The organism is Cupriavidus sp. FW305-46, from assembly GCF_058787075.1.
In genome coordinates this window covers 1-17896 of record NZ_JBYSZI010000037.1, presented here as the reverse complement: position 1 = coordinate 17896, position 17896 = coordinate 1, and the positions used below count along the sequence as shown (strand labels likewise).

The 17896-nt window shown below is 68.0% G+C and carries 18 protein-coding genes; 5 read left to right on the top strand and 13 right to left on the bottom strand.

All coding sequences use genetic code 11. The features are described from left to right. Nucleotides 1-32 precede the first annotated feature (32 nt). Together AC3WON_RS18580 and AC3WON_RS18575 are read left to right on the top strand one after the other, a co-directional pair. Entirely contained in the window at nt 33-629 is a 597-nt protein-coding gene (locus AC3WON_RS18580; protein WP_492352459.1) for an EF-hand domain-containing protein, read from the top strand. Between the two features lie 402 nt (nt 630-1031). Continuing rightward, complete coding sequence (locus AC3WON_RS18575; protein ID WP_010813460.1) at nt 1032-1526, top strand: Lrp/AsnC family transcriptional regulator; 495 nt, start codon at nt 1032-1034, stop codon at nt 1524-1526. Between the two features lie 98 nt (nt 1527-1624). Here AC3WON_RS18575 and AC3WON_RS18570 read toward each other — a convergent pair whose 3' ends face one another. Continuing rightward, complete coding sequence (locus tag AC3WON_RS18570) at nt 1625-2323, bottom strand: GNAT family N-acetyltransferase (RefSeq protein ID WP_010813461.1); 699 nt, start codon at nt 2321-2323, stop codon at nt 1625-1627. Nucleotides 2324-2658: 335 nt separating this feature from the next. On the opposite strand from AC3WON_RS18570, the gene kefF reads away from it, so the two are divergent. Together kefF and kefC are read left to right on the top strand one after the other, a co-directional pair. Next, nucleotides 2659-3213: a glutathione-regulated potassium-efflux system oxidoreductase KefF gene (kefF, locus tag AC3WON_RS18565; protein ID WP_492321664.1), complete on the top strand. Its 555-nt coding sequence runs from the start codon at nt 2659-2661 to the stop codon at nt 3211-3213. Next, complete coding sequence (gene kefC / locus AC3WON_RS18560; protein WP_492321663.1) at nt 3210-5024, top strand: glutathione-regulated potassium-efflux system protein KefC; 1815 nt, start codon at nt 3210-3212, stop codon at nt 5022-5024. Before kefF ends, kefC begins: the two co-directional genes overlap by 4 nt. 27 nt (nt 5025-5051) lie before the next feature. On the opposite strand, the gene AC3WON_RS18555 is transcribed toward kefC, so the two are convergent. The 7 genes from AC3WON_RS18555 to paaA form a co-directional block, all read right to left on the bottom strand. Continuing rightward, nucleotides 5052-5669: a TetR/AcrR family transcriptional regulator gene (locus tag AC3WON_RS18555; RefSeq protein ID WP_013958276.1), complete on the bottom strand. Its 618-nt coding sequence runs from the start codon at nt 5667-5669 to the stop codon at nt 5052-5054. 8 nt (nt 5670-5677) lie between these two features. Beyond that, complete coding sequence (locus AC3WON_RS18550; protein ID WP_492352458.1) at nt 5678-6481, bottom strand: DUF1835 domain-containing protein; 804 nt, start codon at nt 6479-6481, stop codon at nt 5678-5680. 194 nt (nt 6482-6675) lie between these two features. Further along, on the bottom strand, nt 6676-7761 hold the full coding sequence (paaE, locus tag AC3WON_RS18545; RefSeq protein WP_492352457.1) for a 1,2-phenylacetyl-CoA epoxidase subunit PaaE: 1086 nt from the start codon (nt 7759-7761) through the stop codon (nt 6676-6678). A 27-nt stretch (nt 7762-7788) separates the two neighbouring features. Then, nucleotides 7789-8349 carry a 1,2-phenylacetyl-CoA epoxidase subunit PaaD gene (gene paaD / locus AC3WON_RS18540; protein WP_492352456.1) on the bottom strand — a complete coding sequence of 187 codons (561 nt, stop codon included), beginning with the start codon at nt 8347-8349 and terminating at the stop codon, nt 7789-7791. Between the two features lie 31 nt (nt 8350-8380). Beyond that, nucleotides 8381-9232 (bottom strand): 1,2-phenylacetyl-CoA epoxidase subunit PaaC, encoded by an 852-nt coding sequence (gene paaC / locus AC3WON_RS18535; RefSeq protein WP_492321660.1) that lies wholly within the window; start codon nt 9230-9232, stop codon nt 8381-8383. Between the two features lie 10 nt (nt 9233-9242). After that, on the bottom strand, nt 9243-9530 hold the full coding sequence (gene paaB, locus AC3WON_RS18530; RefSeq protein ID WP_010813469.1) for a 1,2-phenylacetyl-CoA epoxidase subunit PaaB: 288 nt from the start codon (nt 9528-9530) through the stop codon (nt 9243-9245). A gap of 28 nt (nt 9531-9558) precedes the next feature. Continuing rightward, complete coding sequence (gene paaA / locus AC3WON_RS18525; protein WP_010813470.1) at nt 9559-10578, bottom strand: 1,2-phenylacetyl-CoA epoxidase subunit PaaA; 1020 nt, start codon at nt 10576-10578, stop codon at nt 9559-9561. Nucleotides 10579-10782: 204 nt separating this feature from the next. Between paaA and AC3WON_RS18520 the strand changes: the two genes are divergently transcribed. Beyond that, on the top strand, nt 10783-11253 hold the full coding sequence (locus AC3WON_RS18520; RefSeq protein WP_492352455.1) for a universal stress protein: 471 nt from the start codon (nt 10783-10785) through the stop codon (nt 11251-11253). Between the two features lie 55 nt (nt 11254-11308). Here AC3WON_RS18520 and AC3WON_RS18515 read toward each other — a convergent pair whose 3' ends face one another. The 5 genes from AC3WON_RS18515 to AC3WON_RS18495 form a co-directional block, all read right to left on the bottom strand. Further along, entirely contained in the window at nt 11309-11587 is a 279-nt protein-coding gene (locus AC3WON_RS18515) for a DUF1488 family protein (RefSeq protein ID WP_492321658.1), read from the bottom strand. Between the two features lie 112 nt (nt 11588-11699). Continuing rightward, nucleotides 11700-13817, bottom strand: a complete 2118-nt coding sequence (locus AC3WON_RS18510; protein ID WP_492352454.1) for an FUSC family protein — start codon at nt 13815-13817, stop codon at nt 11700-11702. A 397-nt stretch (nt 13818-14214) separates the two neighbouring features. Next, entirely contained in the window at nt 14215-15459 is a 1245-nt protein-coding gene (locus AC3WON_RS18505; RefSeq protein ID WP_492352453.1) for a nucleoside recognition domain-containing protein, read from the bottom strand. Nucleotides 15460-15516: 57 nt separating this feature from the next. Then, nucleotides 15517-15903 (bottom strand): DUF488 domain-containing protein, encoded by a 387-nt coding sequence (locus AC3WON_RS18500; protein WP_340522989.1) that lies wholly within the window; start codon nt 15901-15903, stop codon nt 15517-15519. Between the two features lie 40 nt (nt 15904-15943). Continuing rightward, on the bottom strand, nt 15944-17617 hold the full coding sequence (locus tag AC3WON_RS18495; RefSeq protein WP_492321655.1) for an AMP-binding protein: 1674 nt from the start codon (nt 17615-17617) through the stop codon (nt 15944-15946). Nucleotides 17618-17896: the final 279 nt, after the last annotated feature.

The window sequence follows — 17896 nt, the reverse complement described above, 5'->3', positions numbered from 1 at the left end:
TACATGCCAAACGTGATGAAAAGGAGCAAGACATGCAACGCAATCACAAGCCGCAGATCCTGAAGCAGTTCCTGGCCGCATCGGCCGCCCTCCTGGTCGCCGGTGGCGCATTTGCCCAGGCCAGCGCCCCCGCACCATCCGCTGCGCCAGCCGCCAAGCCCGGCATGGGTCACCATCACCACCACGGTGGCGGCATGTGGATGAAGGCAATCGATACCGACGGCGATGGCGCGATCTCCAAGGCGGAAGCCGACGCCTGGTTCAACAAGCTCGACACCAACCGCGACGGCAAGATCGACAAGGCCGAGATGGACGCGCACCGCAAGGCCACCATGGCCGAGCGCCATGCGCGCATGCAGGCAGCCTTTGACGAGAAGTTCAAGACTGCCGACAAGAACGGCGACGGCGCGCTGACCAAGGCTGAGGCCAACGCCGGCCTGCCGCGCCTGGCCAAGCGCTTCGACCAGCTCGACGCCAACCGCGATGGCAAGCTGACCCGCGACGAAATCCGCGCCGGCATGGAAAAGATGCACCGCGACCATTCGCACCGCGGCCCGCGTGGCCAGGCGGCACCGGGCAGCCAGCCGGCGCCCGCGGCACCGGGCGCCCCGTCCACCAGCGGCGGCTGACCGGCCCGGGCAGGGCCGCACCAGCGGACCTTGCCAGGTCTCACCAAGCGCGCGAGCCTCAGGGTTCGCGCGCTTTTTCTTTGCGTGTTCGCCTTGTGCGTGCACTGGGAAGAATCTGACCTCGCCCGCAAACGCCCGTAGAATGCCGCTTCCCTGTTCGCCGGGCTTGGCACCATCCTTGCCTGCTTCCGGCCGGTGGGGCGCGGCCGCGATTTGCGGTGGCGCCACCCCACAGGTCTGCCCAGCCCGACCGGCTGCCGCGCGAGTGACCGATAAGGCTGCCAGCTCATCAGAATCGGCCCTGAATCGGACGTAATTTCACAAAAAATTGCGTACTTGTGCACGGCTTGCTAAATTTGCGCAAAAAAATTGCCAATAAACATATTGCGGAGCAACAATATCGTGAGCAAGGTGGAGTTGGACAAGATCGACCGGAAGATCCTGGAAGTGCTGCAGACCAACGGCCGGTTGACCAACCTGGAGGTGGCCGAGCGCGTCAACCTGTCGCCCAGCCCCTGCCTGCGCCGCATCCGGCGGCTGGAGGAGATCGGCGTGATCCGGCAGTACGCAGCGCTGCTGGAGCCCAACAAGATCGGACTTGGCCTGCTGGCCTATATCAATGTCCGGCTGGAAAAGCATGGCGGCGCGCCCAAGGGCAAGGCTCCGCTGGACCTGTTCCGCGCCTCGATCGCGGTCTGGCCGGAGGTAGCCGCGTGCCACGCCATGACCGGCGAGATGGACCTGCTGCTCAAGGTCTACGTGGAAGACATGGAACACTTCGCGCGCTTCATGCAGGAGCAGTTGCTGGCGCACCCGTCGGTGATCGACGTGCGCTCCAGCTTTGCGCTGGAAAGCATCAAGGACACCACGGCGCTGCCGGTGGGCGGCGCGGCTTGATGCGGCAAACCTGAGGCTGCAAACAAGAACGGCGCATCGTTACGATGCGCCGTTGGCGTGGAACCCGCATCAAGCGGGCCCGGGGGAGTTCAGCGGACTCAGGCAGTGTGCTTCTGCGGCACCATGGTGCGCCAGAAGCGCAGCCCGAAGCGGCGCGCGTCGCGCAGGTTGCGGCGCACCGCGTAGTCCAGGTCGGCGAGCTGCTCGTCCAGCGCTTCGGTCAGGCGGCTGGCGGTATCGGCCGGCGGCAGTTCCAGGTAGGCATCGGCCTCGCCGTAGGCGTACTGGACCTTCATGCCGGCCTTCTTGGCAATGTGCATCATCGCTGCGTTGCGCGACAGGCAGTGCATGTACAGCGTGCGCACATTGGTATTGCGGCCATGGATCGCGGCACGCTCGAACAGCGCGCTGCCGATGCCGCGCCCGCGGGCGCTGCCCGACACCGACACGCCGAACTCCGCCACGCGGCCCTGGGCGTTGTCGCGCAGGTTGGCGAAGTGGCCCACGCCGATCAGTTCGAGCTTGTCGTCGTAGACGCCGAACACGCTGTCATGGTCGAAGTCGATGCTGTCGACATAGGCTTCGATCACGTGGTCGCCCACGGACTGGCCAAAACGGAGCAGGCGATCCTCCTCGCCCAGGGCGAGGAAATGCTTCAGCAGGCGCGAGCGGTGGTGGGCCGCCAGCTCGCGCACCAGTACGGTGGCGCGGTGGGTGGCCTGTGCGGCTTCGGCTGCCTTGCGCAGATCTTCGTCGGTCAGTGCGCCGACGGCCTTGCTCAGTTCGAGCGGGTTCACGATTATTTCCTTCCTAGTGCAGTCACAGATAAAAATAGCACTGCGTTGGTGTTCCGCCAGGCACTTTTCCCTGGCTCGGCGCAAGACTCGGGGGAAACACCATCTTGATGCGGCGCCAAAAGTATTGTAGTGGAATTGTCAGTTCGGCGTAAGCTTCCCGCATCGCAGCAGGCCGCCGTCTCACCATAGCATCAATAAAAATCGAATAAAATCAACAGCTTGAAAAAATGTGATGAATTGTTGCGTGGTGCCGGATGTGGATTTGGTGCAACGCCGCAATCCCGCGTTCTCCCGCATGTCCGTCTGACTTCCCCTTGCCTAGCCGATCGCCTTTGATGACCGAGCCCCCAATCGTTGTGATCTACGCGCACCCCACGCCCAGCCGTTCGCGCGTCAACCGTCCGCTGGCCGATGCCTTGGCCGCGCTGCCGCAGGTACAGGTACGCGATCTCTACGGCAGCTATGTCGACTATGACATCGACGTCGTCGCCGAGCAGCGCGTGCTGTCGGTCTCCGACACCATCGTGCTGCAGTTCCCGGTGCGCTGGTACAGCGTGCCGGCGCTGCTCAAGCTGTGGCTCGACGAGGTACTGGAGCCAGGCTGGGCCTATGGCCCCGGCGGCACCGCGCTGCGTGGCAAGTCCTTGCTGGCGGTGGTGAGCACCGGCGGCACCGCCGATTCCTACGGGCCGGACGGCACCCATGGCCACCCGATCGGGGACTTCCTGCTGCCGCTGGAACAGACCGCTTTGCTGTGCGGCATGAGCTGGCTGCCGCCGGTGGTGCTGCACGACGCCAACAATGCCGATGCCCAGGCACTGGCCGAGCATATCGCCCACGTCTGCGGGCGGCTGGGCACCGGCGCCGCGCCGGCGGGGGGGCAGGCATGAACCAGCACGACTTCCTGATAGCGCTGCTGGTGTTCCTGGTGGCGGCGGTGGTGGCGGTGCCGCTGGCGCGGCGCAGTGGCCTGGGCGCGGTGCTGGGCTACCTGCTGGCGGGGGCGGCGATCGGGCCGTTTGCGTTGCGCCTGGTGACCAATGTCGAATCGATCCTGCATTTTTCCGAGTTCGGCGTGGTGCTGATGATGTTCGTCATCGGCCTGGAGCTGGAGCCGCGCAAGCTGTGGGCGCTGCGCCGGAGCATCTTTGGCTACGGCGGCGCGCAGCTGGCTGCGTGCGCGCTGGTGATCGGCGCGGCGGCGGCGCTGGCGGGTGCGCCGTGGCAGGTGGCGCTGGTGGCGGGCCTGGGACTGGCGTTGTCGTCCACCGCGATCGCGCTGGCGACACTGACCGAGCGCAATCTCTTCGGCACGCCGGCGGGGGCGGCCAGCTTCGGCATCCTGCTGTTCCAGGACATCGCCGCGATCCCGATGATCGCGCTGTTGCCGCTGCTGGCCACGCAGGGCGCCGCAGGCGCGGGTTCGGGCGCGGCCGGCTGGCTGGCGGCGGGCAAGGCGGTGGCGGTGATCGGTGCGGTGGTGGTCGGGGGCCGCTACCTGGTGCGCCCGGCGCTGCGCTTTATCGCCCGCACCGACATGCGCGAGATGTTCACGGCGTTTGCGCTGCTGCTGGTGGTGGGCATTGCGTTGATGATGGACGCGGTGGGCTTGTCGATGGCGCTGGGCACCTTCGTGGCCGGCGTGCTGCTGGCCGATTCGGAATACCGCCATGCGCTCGAGGCCGACCTGGAGCCGTTCAAGGGCCTGCTGCTGGGCCTGTTCTTCATGGCTGTCGGCATGTCGATCGACTTTGCCGTGCTGGCACACTCGCCCTGGCTGGTGCTGGGTCTGGTGGCCGCCTTCGTGGTTGCCAAGACCGCGGTGCTGGCGCTGCTGGCGCGGCATTTCGCCATCGCCCGCGGGCAGCGGCTGCTGTTTGCGCTGCTGATCTCGCAGGGCGGTGAGTTCGCTTTCGTGGTGTTCGGCGTGGCCGGCACCGCCGGCCTGCTGCCGCGCGAGACCGAGGCCCTGCTGGTGCTGGTGGTGGCGCTGTCGATGGTGGCCACGCCCTTGCTGCTGCTGGCCTATGACCGGCTGGTGGCGCCGCGCCTGGGCAGCGGCAAGGCCCGCCCGGACGAGGCCATCACGCCGCAGCACAATCCGGTGCTGATCGCCGGCTTCGGGCGCTTCGGCCAGATCGTCGGCCGCCTGCTGTACACGCAGGGTGTGGGCGTGACGGTGCTGGACCACGACCCCGACCAGATCGAGTTCCTGCGCCAGTACGGCTTCAAGGTCTTCTATGGCGACGCCACCCGGCTGGACCTGCTGGAGGCCGCGGGCATTGCCGACGCGCGCATCCTGGTGGTCGCCATCGACGGCATGGACGAAAGCCTGGAACTGATCGACCGCGTGCGCCAGCGCTTTCCGGAGCTGCAGATCTACGCCCGGGCGCGCCATGTGTCACATATCTACCAGCTCAAGGACCGCGGCGTGCACCTGTTCGAGCGCGAGATGTTCGAGGGCTCGCTGATGCTGGGCCGCCGCGTGCTGGAGGGGCTGGGTTTCGATCCGGCCGAGGCCCGCAACGTGGCACTGCGTTTCCGGCGCCACAACATCCAGGCGATCGACCGCTTCTATCCGCACTACACCGACCAGAAGAAGCTGGTCTCGCTGGCGCGCCAGGCGCGCGACGAACTGGAAGAGATGTTCCGCCAGGACCGCGAGCAGCGGCGCCAGCGCGAAGAGGCCGAGTGGATGTGAGCGGCAGGGCGGCGGGCCGGCGCCGCGTCAGCGCGCGGCCGCGGCCCGGCCGGGCAGGCCGCCTTCGAGCAGGTCGACCACCATCTCGGCAAACGCTGCATAGGACAACCGGCCGCCCGGCTTGAGCCAGGTGAAGGTCCAGTTGATCATGCCGAAGATGGTCATGGTCAGCGCAGTCTGGTTCTCGCGCGTGACGCGCTCCGGGTAGGCCCGGCGCAGCAGGCGCGAGAACGCCGCGACCACGTCGCGCTCGCGGCCCAGGATCAGGTCGCGCTGGGTCTCGGCCAGGAACTTGACGTCGTTGATCAGCGCGATATGGCGCGTCTGCGAGGTCTCGTACTCGGCCAGGAAGGCGCGGATCAGGTTGCCGAAGGCTTCCTTGTCGGTGCGCGCGTGGCGCTCGGCGTCGGCCTCCACTTCAGTGACGAGCAGCATCAGCCGGCGCGTGTAGCGGTCCAGCAGGTCGAACAGGATCGCTTCCTTGCTCTCGTAATAGTGGTACAGCCGCGCCTTGGAGGTGCCGCAGGCGGCGGCCAGGTCGGCCATCGAGGTGCTGGGGTAGCTGCTGTTGGCAAAGGCGGCGGCGGCCAGGTCAAGGATCTGCTCGCGCTGCGCCTCGAAATCGGGTGCCTTGGTACGGGCCATATTCTCGTTTATTCGCCGCCGGTGCCACCGCTGCCGAGATGGCGGCGCAGTTCGCAGGTATCGAGCGAGTCAGCATTGCCGCGCAGCACCAGCTGGCCCATGGCGATCAGCTCGCGGCAGCGCCAGAACACGAACCAGTCGCTGGCCAGCAGACCCTCGATCGCGCCCATCACGCTGCCCACCATCTGCGCCGCGGGCGTCCACTCGGACGGGGCGCGTTCCATGATGATCTCGTCGATGGTGTGGTAGGCCGCCGGCACCAGCGTGTTGCCCTTCCAGAGCCGCACGTCGGCGTTTTCCTTGACGTTCTGCTGCCACTCGTAGCCGAGGCGGCCCAGGCGCAGCACCGAGACCGGGGCGATGGTGGAAAAGCGCCGCGCCAGCCGCGCGGGCGTGTACATGCCGATCGCTGCCAGGTTGCCCTGCGCGGGCATTTCCAGCTCGCGCAGGTCCATGGCGACTTCATTGATCCGCTGCGGCGCCTGGTACAGGTGGAACACCACCCGGCGCAGCATCAGCTGGTCGGCCGCGCTCTGGCCGTGCCAGATGGCCATTTCCATGTTGTCCTGGCGCAGTCCCTGGAGCTGGTCCAGCGCCTGGCGCATCTCGGCGCCGAAATCGATGTCGGTATGCGGGGCGACCCGCTGCCAGAAGCCGGAGCGGATCAGACCGGTGCTGTCGATGTCGGCCAGCGGGCCTACCGCCAGGTCGTCGCGCAGCACCACGACAGGGTCCGGCCGCGCAGCCTGGGCCAGGGCCTGGCGCAGGGTCGTGCCTGCTACATCACCGTTGACGACGTGGATATATTGCATGGCCGTGATTGTATATGGGTGGACGGTTCGCTGGCACCGCCGCGGCGGCGGTGCGACAGGCGCGATCGCCGCCCGCCCGGTCACTGTCCTGCAAGCATCGCGCCAGCCCGAAGCCGCCTGCCGCCATTGTAGTCACGGCCGGTGCTGGCCAATGTCGGCAATTGTCTGAATACGCACGCCCCGGCGTGCCCGGATCAGCGTTCGTCGTAGCTGACCACCACCCGCGGCGTCAGCGCCCGCGCCTGGCAGGTGAGCACGAAGCCCTTTTCCATCTCCCACGGCTCGAGCGTGTAGTTCTTTTCCATGTCCACCTGGCCCTCCAGCACCTTGGCGCGGCAGGTGCAACAGACGCCGCTCTTGCAGGCAAAAGGCAGGTCCAGGCCGGCGGCCAGCGCGGTGTCCAGCACGGCGTCTTCCAGCGGCAGGCGCATGCTGTGCTGCTTGCCGTCGAGCACCACCACCAGCTCGGCGGTGCCGGCATGGTCGGCGTGTGCCGGGGCCGGCTTGCGCCTGGCCTGGGCCAGCGGCACACCGAAGCGCTCGGCGTGGATGCGGTGCGGGTCGACGCCCGCGTCGCGCAGCGCCGCCTCGGCCTCGTCGATCATCGAGGCCGGCCCGCAGACAAAGGCCGCGTCGATGTCTTCCACGGGGATCAGGGCCTGCAGGAAGGCGGTCACGCGGGCATGGTCGAGCCGGCCATGCAGCAGGTCCACCTCCTGCGGCTGGCGCGACAGCACGTGGTAGAGCGTGAAACGCGCCAGGTACTGGTTCTTCAGGTCTTCCAGCGCCTCGGAGAAGATGATGCTGTCGACGTTGCGGTTGCCATAGACCAGCGTGAAGCGGCTGTGCGGCTCGGCCTGCAGCGTGGTGCGGATCAGCGACAGCACCGGCGTGATGCCGCTGCCGGCGGCAAAGGCCACGTAGTGGCGCGCGGCGCCGGCATCGAGCGGCACGTGGAAGCGGCCGTCGGGGGTCATCACGTCGATCACCTGGCCCGGGGCGATGGAGTCATGCAGGTGCGTGGAAAAGAGTCCGTCCTCGACCAGCTTGACCGCCACGCGCAGCTCGCCGTGCGCGTCGTAGTCCTGCACGGCCGAGCAGATCGAGTAGGAGCGGCGCAGATCCTTGCCGTCGACCGGCGCCTTCAGCGTCAGGAACTGGCCCTGGGTGAAGCGGTAGGCATCGCGCAGCGTGTCCGGCACCTCGAAGGCGATCGAGATGGTATCGGCGGTCTCGGGGCGCACCTGCGCCACGCGCAGCGGATGGAACTGTGGAGTCATGGCAGCCTGGCTTCGGCCCGGCGGGGCTCAGTAGGGTTTGAAATAGTCGAACGGCTCGCGGCAGTCCAGGCACCGGTACAGCGCCTTGCAGGCGGTCGAGGCAAAGCGCGAGATTTCCTGCGTATGCATGCTGCCGCAGCGCGGGCAGGCCACGGCATCGGGCGCGCCCGCGCGGGCGGCGCGAGGCACAAAGCGCAATGGCTGCGCCGCGGCCGGCGTGCCGCACTGGCCCGGCGGCGCTATGCCGAAGGCGCGCAGGCGCTCGCGCGCGGCCGGGGTGATCCAGTCGGTGGTCCAGGCCGGCGCCAGCACGGTGCGGATGCGCCACGGCGCCAGCCCGGCGCCGTCCAGCGCCCGGCCGATGTCCTCGGCGATTTGCGACATCGCCGGGCAGCCGGAATAGGTGGGCGTGATAACGATCTCAAGCGTGCCGTCGGCGGCGGTCAGGACATCGCGCAGGATGCCCAGGTCGCGGATCGACACCACCGGGATCTCCGGGTCCGGCACCGCCTCCAGCGCCGCCCATGCACGCGCGATGCGGCCATCGGTGGCGCGGTCGTTGCGCAGGGGGATGGCGGCGATATTCATGTTGGTCAACCCTTTACGCCGAAGCGTGCGCTTACCACTGCGCGCCCGGATGGGCCCGCGCCAGCCCCTGCATCTCGCCCAGCAGGTAGCTCATGTGTTCGGAGTGCACGCCGTGCTTGCCGGTCGAGACAAAGCTCGTGGCCTGGGGCAAGTCCAGCGTGGCGGCCTGCAGCGTCTCGGCGACGGTGGCGTTCCAGGCCGGGCGCAGCGTGGCCGTGACCACGCCGATGCCCTGCGCGGCGGCCTCGGTTTCGACCGCGTCCTCGGCAAAGCACTCGTTCATATAGGGCAGCAGGTGCTCCAGCGCGCGCTGCATGCGCGCGTGCGATGCCTCGGTGCCGTCGCCCAGGCGCACTACCCAGCCAGCCGCGTGGTGCAGGTGGTAGCGCGCTTCCTTGACCGACTTGGCGGCGATCGCGCCCAGCTGGTCGGCGCGGCTGGCCAGCAATGCTTCCCACAGCTCGACCATCAGCGCGCTGTACAGGAAGTTGCGCATGATGGTGACGGCGTAGTCGCGCTCGGCGGCGGCGTTGCCGGCCAGCGGGCCGCGGTGCGGCAGCTCCAGCAGCGTCCAGTTGCGGAAGTCGCGCTCGGCGCGCCAGTAGGCGTAGTCGTCCTCATGGCGGGGCAGGCCGGTCAGCTCGCCTTCCAGTTCGCCGGCGCGGCCGTACAGCAGCCGCGCCTGGCCGATCAGGTCCAGGCTGATGTTGGCCAGTGCGATGTCTTCTTCCAGCACCGGGCCGTGGCCACACCATTCGGCGTTGCGCTGGCCCAGGACCAGAGCGTTGTCGGCCAGGCGCAGCACGTAGCGCAAGCCCGCGGTGCGTGCCGGCGGCAGGTGGTCGAGCGAGGCGGGCGCGGTCGGCTGTGGGGACGCAGTCATGGTGCGGGCCTTACATGTGGTTGACTTCGTCGGGCAGCTGGTAGAACGTCGGATGCCGGTAGATCTTGTCGGCCATCGGGTCGAACAGCTCCGGCTTTTCCTCGGGCACGCTGGCGGTGATGGACGCTGACGGCACCACCCAGATCGACACGCCTTCCTGGCGCCGCGTATAGACGTCGCGCGCCATGTGCAGCGCCTGCTGCGCGTCGGCGGCGTGCAGGCTGCCGCAATGCTTGTGTTCCAGGCCTTGCTTGCTGCGTACGAACACTTCCCACAGCGGCCATTCCTTGCGTTGCATCGTTTGTCTCCGTCCTCGGGTGCGGTGTTCAGGCCGCGGCGCGGCTGGCGCGGGCTTCGCGTTCGGCCACCTTGGCGGCGTGCGCCAGCGCGGCCTCGCGCACCCAGGCGCCGTCCTCGTGCGCTTTCACGCGGGTGGCCAGGCGCTCCTTGTTGCAGGGGCCGTCGCCGTTGATCACACGCCAGAACTCATCCCAGTCCAGCGGGCTGTAGTCATAGTGGGCGCGCTCGGCATTCCATTGCAGGCCGGGGTCGGGCAGGGTCACGCCCAGCACGCGGGCCTGCTCGACCGTGGCATCGACAAACTTCTGGCGCAGGTCGTCGTTGGAGATGCGCTTGATGCCCCAGGCCATGGTCTGGGCGCTGTTGGTCGAGGCCGCGTCGGGCGGGCCGAACATCATCAGCACCGGGAACCACCAGCGGTCGACCGCGTCCTGCACCATCTCGCGCTGGGCCTCGGTGCCGCGCATCATCGCCAGCAGCGCGTCGAAGCCCTGGCGCTGGTGGAACGACTCTTCCTTGCAGATGCGGATCATGGCGCGCGCATACGGGCCGTACGAGCAGCGGCACAGCGGGATCTGGTTCATGATCGCCGCGCCGTCGACCAGCCAGCCGATCACGCCCACGTCGGCCCAGGTCAGCGTCGGGTAGTTGAAGATCGACGAATACTTGGCCTTGCCGCTGTGCAGCGCGTCGACCAGGTCATCGCGCGAGGCGTCGAGCGTCTCGGCGGCGGAATACAGGTAGAGCCCATGGCCGCCTTCATCCTGCACCTTGGCTAGCAGGATGGCCTTGCGCTTGAGCGACGGGGCCCGGCTGATCCAGTTGCCCTCCGGCAGCATGCCGACGATCTCCGAGTGCGCATGCTGCGAGATCTGGCGCACCAGGGTCTTGCGGTAGGCCTGCGGCATCCAGTCCTGCGGCTCGATCTTGCCGTCGGCGGCCATGCAGGCGTCGAACGCGGCCTGGCGGGCGGCTTCGTCCTGGGGCGCGCTGGCCGGTGCCGTATCGGCGTGCTGGCCGGGCAGGTCAAGACTCTGCGTGTACATGGTGTCTCCTCTGACGGGATGCCGCTCGGATCGCGGGCAGTGCTGGCCCTATTATATATATGCCGACCGGTCGGTCAATTTAAGGGAAAGCCCGCTACCGTGGCCGTGGCTTGATCCCGCTCGCCTCGTGGCGGCTGCCGCACGTGTAGTATCGAAGCCAGGCGGCGTTACCGCCGCCATCCCTTTCCAACGGAGGCAATTCCTATGACTAGCGCGGCATACAGCAAGATCGTGGTGGCGGTGGACGGCAGCAGCACGTCCGACCTGGCGCTGGGCGAAGCCATACGCGTGGCGGCCCCGGGCGGCGCCACCGTGCTGGCGCTCTATGTCGTGGACACCGGCACGCCCATGTTCGATGCCGGGTACTACGATCCGAGCCAGCTACAGAAGGCGTTCGAGGAAAGCGGGCAGCGCGCGCTGCAGGCCGCCTCGCAGCGGCTGGCCGCGGCCGGCGTGGCGCATGAAACCCGGCTGGTGACCGAAGCGCCGGTGCCAGGCGACATGGGGGCCTCGATCAACGAGGCCGCGCGCCAATGGGGCGCCGACCTGCTGGTGATCGGCACGCACGGACGCCGCGGCGTGCGCCGTCTGATGCTGGGCAGCGTGGCCGAGGCGGTGATACGCCAGTCCACCACGCCGGTGCTGCTGGTGCGCGGCGAGGCGAAGGCTGACTGAACGGCCGACTGAAATCATGCCCCCGATCGGGGGACGCCAGGGCACGCGACGGGACTCAGCCGGAGAAGCGGAAATGGCCGCTGCGCAGCACGATCTCGCGCGCCTCGGTCAGCTCGAACAGGCTTTCGGCCAGGCGCTCGATGCGCTGGCGGTTGCTGGTGAAGGCTGCGACCAGGTCTTCCTCGCGCGGCGAACGCGCGCCGAAATGGGCCTCGAGGGCCTCGGCGGTGACGGAATACAGGGTGGGACTGCCGTTGACCGTGGCGGGGCAGGACAGCGTGAGGCTGGCTGCGCAGTAGGTCGGGAGGCTGCGAGGGAACGTGATGTCGGACATGGCGTGCCTCGTGCTGGCGGCGGGCGTATTAGATCAATATAGGCCATTGCCGCGTTCCGTAAAGCCCGGCCAGTACGCTGGCCGGGCCGGCAAGCTTCTTTCTTGACGCCGCTCAGCTGCTGTGCGCCCGCCGGCGCACCGGCGGCTTGCGCGCGGCCGCGCCCAGCGTGCGCAGGTCCGCCACCGCGGCATGGGCGGCGGCGATATGCGCGGCGGCGTAGTCGGCCTGTTCCGCCAGGAAGGCGTCGAGCGCGGCAGCGGGTAGCAGCGCAGGGCGCTCGGTGTCGCCGGCAGTGTCTGCCAGGCCCGGCCGCATCGCCAGCTCGGCCAGTTGGGCTTCCAGCTGCGTCAGGAGCGCGCGCACTTCAGCGCCGGCGGGAAGCGTGAAAACGCCCGACTCTACCCCGGCTCGCACCACGCCGGCCAGCGCGGCCATGCGGCGCGCGCTCGCATGCACGCGCTGGTAGGCCCCGGCATAGTCCGGCGCCAGCGCGCCGGCGGTCTGTGCCAGCGTGAGTTCGGCGCGGGTGGAAGCCCGTCCGGCGGCAATGCGCAAGGCTTCCAGCCGCGGCACGGCAAGCGGCGTCGTGGCCTCAGCCACGCGGCTGGCCGCGAAAGCGGCTCGCAGGTAGACCGCGTTGACCGCCACCGCGTCGACGGCATGGCGGAACACGCGCGACATCTCCACGCGCGGTGCCAGCACATAGTACGTGGCCAGCGCGATCAGGCAGCCCAGCGCGGTATCGATGCCGCGCAGCGCGGCAAAGTGGCTGCTGTCGACGGCCGGCGCGCCCACCCATGAGAACAGGATCACGGCCGGTGTCAGGCAGAACGCGAACGCCCCGGGCTGCCCGGCAAGGCGGCTGGCATAGGCTCCGGCCAGGAAGGCCGCGCTGATGCCCAGCGCTACCACCGGCGCCGGATGGAGCAGGCCGATCACACAGGCGCACAATGCGCCAGCCAGCGAGCCCGCAAAGCGTTTCACGGAAACCTGCCGGGTAGTCTGCAACTGGGGGCTGAGCACCATAATCACGGTCACCGCCACCCAATAGCCATGGTCCAGCCGCCACCACTGCGCCGGCAGCAGGCTGAGGCTGCCGGCCAGCGCCAGGCGCAGGGCGTGGCGCGTGGCCAGGGCATCGCCTGCGGCGTGGTCGGCCAGCCCGCGCAGCATCTGCGCCAGCCCGTGCCCGATGCCGCGCCGCGGCCAGCGGAAGCTCGCGCGCCATCGGTCGAAATCCGGATGGCGCGCCAGGGCGGATAGTGCCGACTGGTAGGGGGGCGGGGCGCTGGCATTGGCCACGGGCGCGGTCAGGCGCCGCAGTTCGTGGCGCAGCGCCGCGCTCAAGGCCGGCAGGTCGGGCGCGTGCCGCGCCAGGGCCTGGCCAACTTGCTCGCGGGCGTCGGCGATGCAGCGTGCGATATGACGCAACGGCGGCTGCATCGGCAAGCCCTGGGCGGTGCCGGCGCGCTCGCGCAGCTCGCCCGCGACGATCAGCAGCGCAAACAGGGCGTCGGCGACACCCACGGCATAGCCATAGTGCAGGAGCGTGCTGGCGTCGTGCAGGCTGCGTCGGGCCTCGATGGCCCCGCGCGCAGCCTCGATGCGGTTGCGGATGTCCTGCTTGCAGGTGGCGAGGTCATTGCCGTGGCGGGTGTCGGCGAGTGCCGTGGCGAGCCGGACCAGCGCGTCGTAGGCGGCCACGATCTCGGTGCGTGGCCGGTCGTCGCGGGTCGACGGGATCAGTGCCAGGCAAGCCAGGCACGCGAACACGCCGCCGCGCAGGAAGTCGAGCCCGCTTTGCAGGGCCTGCACGGCGAGCTCAGGCCCGGCCGCAGGCTGCAGGCACGCGGCCACCAGCACGACATAAAGCAGCTTGGCCGCCAGCGCACTGGCCGGGCCGCGCGTCTCTGCCAGGCCTGCGGCAAGCCCTCCCGCCATCACGACCAGTACGGCCAGCCAGGGCGAAGGCGCGACGGCCGCGCCCAGCGCGCTGGCTACCGCCCCGCCAATGCCGACCGCTCCCAGGCTGGATAGCCGTGCCGACGCCGTGCCTTGCCGGTCCGCCAGGCAGGTCCAGATCGAGGCCGTTGCCGACCACAGGTAGCCTGCATCCCCGGTCAGCCAGCCAATACCGGCAAGGGCCAGGAACGACAGTGCATAGATGATCCCGCGCCGGAGCAGCACGGGGTCAGGCCAATAGCGGGCAAGGAGGGCGGAGGCGAACATGCGGGCCGGGATCCACGCGGGCCTGCCCGGTCGGGCGCCCGTCGTGAGACCACTCTACGATACCGTTTGCTGCATTGCAACAAAACTGGCCTGTCGGCCGCAGCATCAGGTCGCCGCACCAAGGTGGCGCGAGCAAGCCCCGTGGCGAGGATCCAAGCACGATTGCTGCGCCAGCAGGCGCAAACGTACACAGGGGTTGTGACAGTTTCGGCGCGAAGGCGAAAAAAAACCCACGCAGGTTGTGCGTGGGTTGGAATCCACCGAGGTGGTGGAGGAGACAGACTCCAATATACATGGTTTGTTGCGACGCACCAAGTGGTCATGTGTCAATGTCCGACATTGCGCACAATGGTGTTGTATCGATGCGACAAAATCCGGTTTCCGACCATTCATGTCCCTAGCGGAACAGATATGCGGCACCTACGGCACACATGATCCCGGCAGCATCGGCCACCAGTGCACAACCCAGTGCGTGGCGCGTATTGCGCACATTGATGCTGCCGAAGTAGACCGCCAGCACATAGAAAGTGGTCTCGGTCGAGCCCTGGATGATCGCCGCCAGCCTTCCCTGGAACGAGTCCACGCCATAGGTCGTCATCACATCCACCATCAGCCCGCGCGCGCCGGCGCCGGACAGGATCTTCATCAGCCCGACCGGCAGCGCCGGCACGAAGTCCGTATTCATGCCCAGCTGGGCAAAGCCCAGCGTCAGCCAGCCCATCAGCACGTCCATGCAGCCGGTGGCCCGGAACAGGCCGATGGCTACGAGGATCGCCACCAGGTAGGGAATGATCTGCACGGCGACGCCAAAGCCTTCCTTGGCACCATCGATAAAGGCTTCATAGACATTGACCCGCCGCAGTGCGCCGCAGACCAGGAACAGCGTGATCAGCGACAGGATGAAGCCGGCGCCGGCTAGTGCCGTCACGCTGCCGACCTGCTCCGGCGGCGCGTGCCGCAGCCAGGCGAACATCCCGCCCAGCAGCGCCGCGACCAGCCCGAACGCCACCAGCACGGCCGGGCGCAGCAGGTTCAGCCGCTGCACCCACGCCACCGCCAGCAGGCCGGCCAGGCATGAGCCGCCGGTGGCCAGCAGCGTCGGCAGGAAGATATCGGCCGCATTGAAACCCACCAGCCCCTGCTTGACCGCAATGGCCTGCCGGATCGCGATCACCGAGGTCGGGATCAGCGTCAGCCCGGCCGTATTCAGCACGATGAACATGATCTGCGCATTGGTGGCCACGTCCGGACGCCGGTTCAGCGTCTGCAGCTCGCGCATGGCATTCAGGCCGAGCGGCGTGGCGGCATTGTCCAGCCCGAGCAGGTTGGCCGACACGTTCATCATCATCGCCCCCTGGGCCGGATGCCCCTGCGGCACGCCGGGGAAGAAATGGCGCAGCAGCGGGTTCACCAGCCGGGCGAAGGCATCGACCACGCCGGCGCGCTCGCCGACCCGCATGATGCCGAGCCACAGGCTCATCACCCCGGCCAGGCCGAGCGCGATCTCGAAGGCCGTGCGCGCGCTGTCGAACAGGCTCGCCAGCATCGCCGGGAACACGGTGAGATCGCCGCTGGCCAGGCGGACGCAGGCGGCGACAAAGGAAATCAGGAAGAAACCGAGCCAGACAACGTTCAGGGCCATCGGAATGCGGGAAGCGGGGAAATCGAAGCCGGGGAGATTCCCGGCACGGCGTGCAGCTCAGCCGATCACGGCCCCGCGTTCGGCCAGCAGCTCGCGCAGGATCGAGCGGTGGCAGTGCGCCTCGTTCTCGCAGTAGCAGCCTACCGAGAAATTGGTCTGGTGCGACAGCGCCGCCAGCAGGTCGAGCGTGCGGCTGGCGTCCGGCTCGGCCATTTCCTTGCGGAAGTGCCGCACGAACGCCCGCCATTGCTTGTCATCGGTGGCCTGCAGCGCCTGGGCCACCAACTCGGGCGATGGCGACAGCACGGGATACCAGACATCGTAGAAATCGCGGCTGGCAAACTCGGATTTGGGCACGCCCCGCGGCGGCCGGCGCACAGTGCCGATGCGCAGGCCTTCATCGGCCGCGCGCGGCGTGCCCAGTCTTACGATTCGGATGGTCATGGAGGGTCCCGCTCATGTCCGCCGACGCGTGTGCGTCCGGCTAAAGTCCCAGATCATGAATCATGGTGTCGCGCATGACAAACTTCTGCACCTTGCCCGTCACAGTCATCGGCATTTCCGAGACAAAGCGGATATAGCGCGGAATCTTGTAGTGGGCAATCTGGTCTCGGCAGAACGTCCGGATCTCTTCCTCGGTGGCGCTCTGGCCGGTTTTGAGCACGATCCAGGCGCAGACCTCCTCGCCGTACTTCTGGTCAGGCACGCCAAAGACCTGCACTGCCTGCACCTTGGGATGGCGGAACAGGAATTCCTCGATCTCGCGCGGGTAGATGTTCTCGCCGCCACGGATCAGCATGTCCTTGACCCGGCCGACGATGTTGCAGTAGCCCTCGTCGTCAATGGTGGCGAGGTCGCCGGTGTGCATCCAGCCGTCGCGGATGGCCTCGCGGGTGCGCTCGTCGTCTTCCCAGTAGCCTTGCATCACGGAATAGCCGCGGGTGCAGAGCTCGCCGGTGGCGCCGGTCGGCACGACCTCGCCGAGGGCGTCGACCACCTTGCATTCCAGGTGCGGCTGCACCCGGCCGACGGTGGCGACGCGCTTGTCCAGCGGATCGTCGGTGGCGCTCTGGAACGAGACCGGGCTGGTCTCGGTCATGCCATAGGCAATGGTGACCTCCGACATATGCATGTCCGCCACCACGCGTTTCATGACCTCGATCGGGCAGGGGGCGCCGGCCATGATGCCGGTGCGCAGGGTCGAGAAGTCGAAGCGGCTGAACTCCGGATGGTCCAGCTGGGCGATAAACATGGTCGGCACGCCATGCAGGGCGGTGCAGCGTTCCTCGCTGGCCGCCTGCATGGTCGCGAGCGGATCGAAGGCCTCGCCCGGGAACACCATGCAGGCGCCGACCGAGACGCAGGCCAGCACCGACAGCACCATGCCGAAGCAGTGATAGAGCGGCACCGGGATGCACAGTACGTCACTGTCGCCAAGTCGCATCGCCATGGCGACAAAGCGGCCGTTGTTGACCACGTTGTGATGCGTCAGGGTGGCGCCCTTGGGGTTGCCGGTGGTGCCGCTGGTGAACTGGATATTGATGGCGTCAAGCGCGGAGAGCGTGGCGGTCACCGCGTCCAGGCGCGCAGTATCGGGTTCGGCCAGCAGTGCGTCGTAATTGAGCATGCCGGGCGTCGCCTCGCCTCCCATGCGGATCACCCACTGCAGCCGGGGCAGCCGGGCGGCGCGCAGCGCACCCGGCTCGGCTTCGGCCAGCTCCGGTGCCAGCGCCTGGAGGGTGGCCAGGTAGTCGCTGGTCTTGAAACGCGCGGCCGTGATCAGCATGCGCACGCCCGCCTTGTTCAGCGCGTATTCCAGCTCCGCCTGGCGGTAGGCCGGATTGATATTGACCAGGATGGCGCCGATGCGCGCGGTGGCGAACTGGGTCACCAGCCATTCGGGCCGGTTCGGCGCCCAGATGCCGACGCGGTCGCCCGGCTGGATCCCGCGCCGGAGCAGGCCGCTGGCCAGGCGATCGACCTGGTCGCTGAACTCCGCCCAGCTCCAGCGCACACCATGCTCGCGGAACACCACCGCCGGGCCGCCCGGGTTTGCGGCGACCGTGCGCGCCAGCAATGCCGGAATCGTCTCATCAGACAGGGGGATGTCGGTGCTGCCGGCGACCAGGGAGAGGCCGGGCGTCACGGGTCGGGTCATCTTGTCTCCTTCAACTGCTCTGCTTGGCATTCGACGTCTATATATAAAGAAGGCGTCTCGGGTTGGGCCAACGCCCACGGCCTCAGCTTACGCCGAGGCGCCGCTGGATGCTGTCACCACCGCGACATTTGCGCCTCGTGCGCCGCTTTTGCGAGGACTTCGAATTATTTCGCGAAATCGCTTGCCAGTCGCTCCTGCGTCCCTTAATATTCGCCCCCTCGCAACACAACGCAGCGCTGCAAAGCAGACGCAGCAAGGGTTGCGGGGTCGACCGGGATG

Coding starts and splice junctions, on each gene's coding strand:
- AC3WON_RS18510 (WP_492352454.1), bottom strand. CDS start 13,817: ATGTTCGCCTCCGCCCTCCTTGCCCGCTATTGGCCTGACCCCGTGCTG.
- paaD (WP_492352456.1), bottom strand. CDS start 8,349: ATGAATATCGCCGCCATCCCCCTGCGCAACGACCGCGCCACCGATGGC.
- AC3WON_RS18550 (WP_492352458.1), bottom strand. CDS start 6,481: ATGCAATATATCCACGTCGTCAACGGTGATGTAGCAGGCACGACCCTG.
- AC3WON_RS18555 (WP_013958276.1), bottom strand. CDS start 5,669: ATGGCCCGTACCAAGGCACCCGATTTCGAGGCGCAGCGCGAGCAGATC.
- paaA (WP_010813470.1), bottom strand. CDS start 10,578: ATGTACACGCAGAGTCTTGACCTGCCCGGCCAGCACGCCGATACGGCA.
- paaB (WP_010813469.1), bottom strand. CDS start 9,530: ATGCAACGCAAGGAATGGCCGCTGTGGGAAGTGTTCGTACGCAGCAAG.
- AC3WON_RS18520 (WP_492352455.1), top strand. CDS start 10,783: ATGACTAGCGCGGCATACAGCAAGATCGTGGTGGCGGTGGACGGCAGC.
- AC3WON_RS18500 (WP_340522989.1), bottom strand. CDS start 15,903: ATGACCATCCGAATCGTAAGACTGGGCACGCCGCGCGCGGCCGATGAA.
- kefF (WP_492321664.1), top strand. CDS start 2,659: ATGACCGAGCCCCCAATCGTTGTGATCTACGCGCACCCCACGCCCAGC.
- AC3WON_RS18505 (WP_492352453.1), bottom strand. CDS start 15,459: ATGGCCCTGAACGTTGTCTGGCTCGGTTTCTTCCTGATTTCCTTTGTC.
- paaC (WP_492321660.1), bottom strand. CDS start 9,232: ATGACTGCGTCCCCACAGCCGACCGCGCCCGCCTCGCTCGACCACCTG.
- AC3WON_RS18495 (WP_492321655.1), bottom strand. CDS start 17,617: ATGACCCGACCCGTGACGCCCGGCCTCTCCCTGGTCGCCGGCAGCACC.
- paaE (WP_492352457.1), bottom strand. CDS start 7,761: ATGACTCCACAGTTCCATCCGCTGCGCGTGGCGCAGGTGCGCCCCGAG.
- kefC (WP_492321663.1), top strand. CDS start 3,210: ATGAACCAGCACGACTTCCTGATAGCGCTGCTGGTGTTCCTGGTGGCG.
- AC3WON_RS18580 (WP_492352459.1), top strand. CDS start 33: ATGCAACGCAATCACAAGCCGCAGATCCTGAAGCAGTTCCTGGCCGCA.
- AC3WON_RS18515 (WP_492321658.1), bottom strand. CDS start 11,587: ATGTCCGACATCACGTTCCCTCGCAGCCTCCCGACCTACTGCGCAGCC.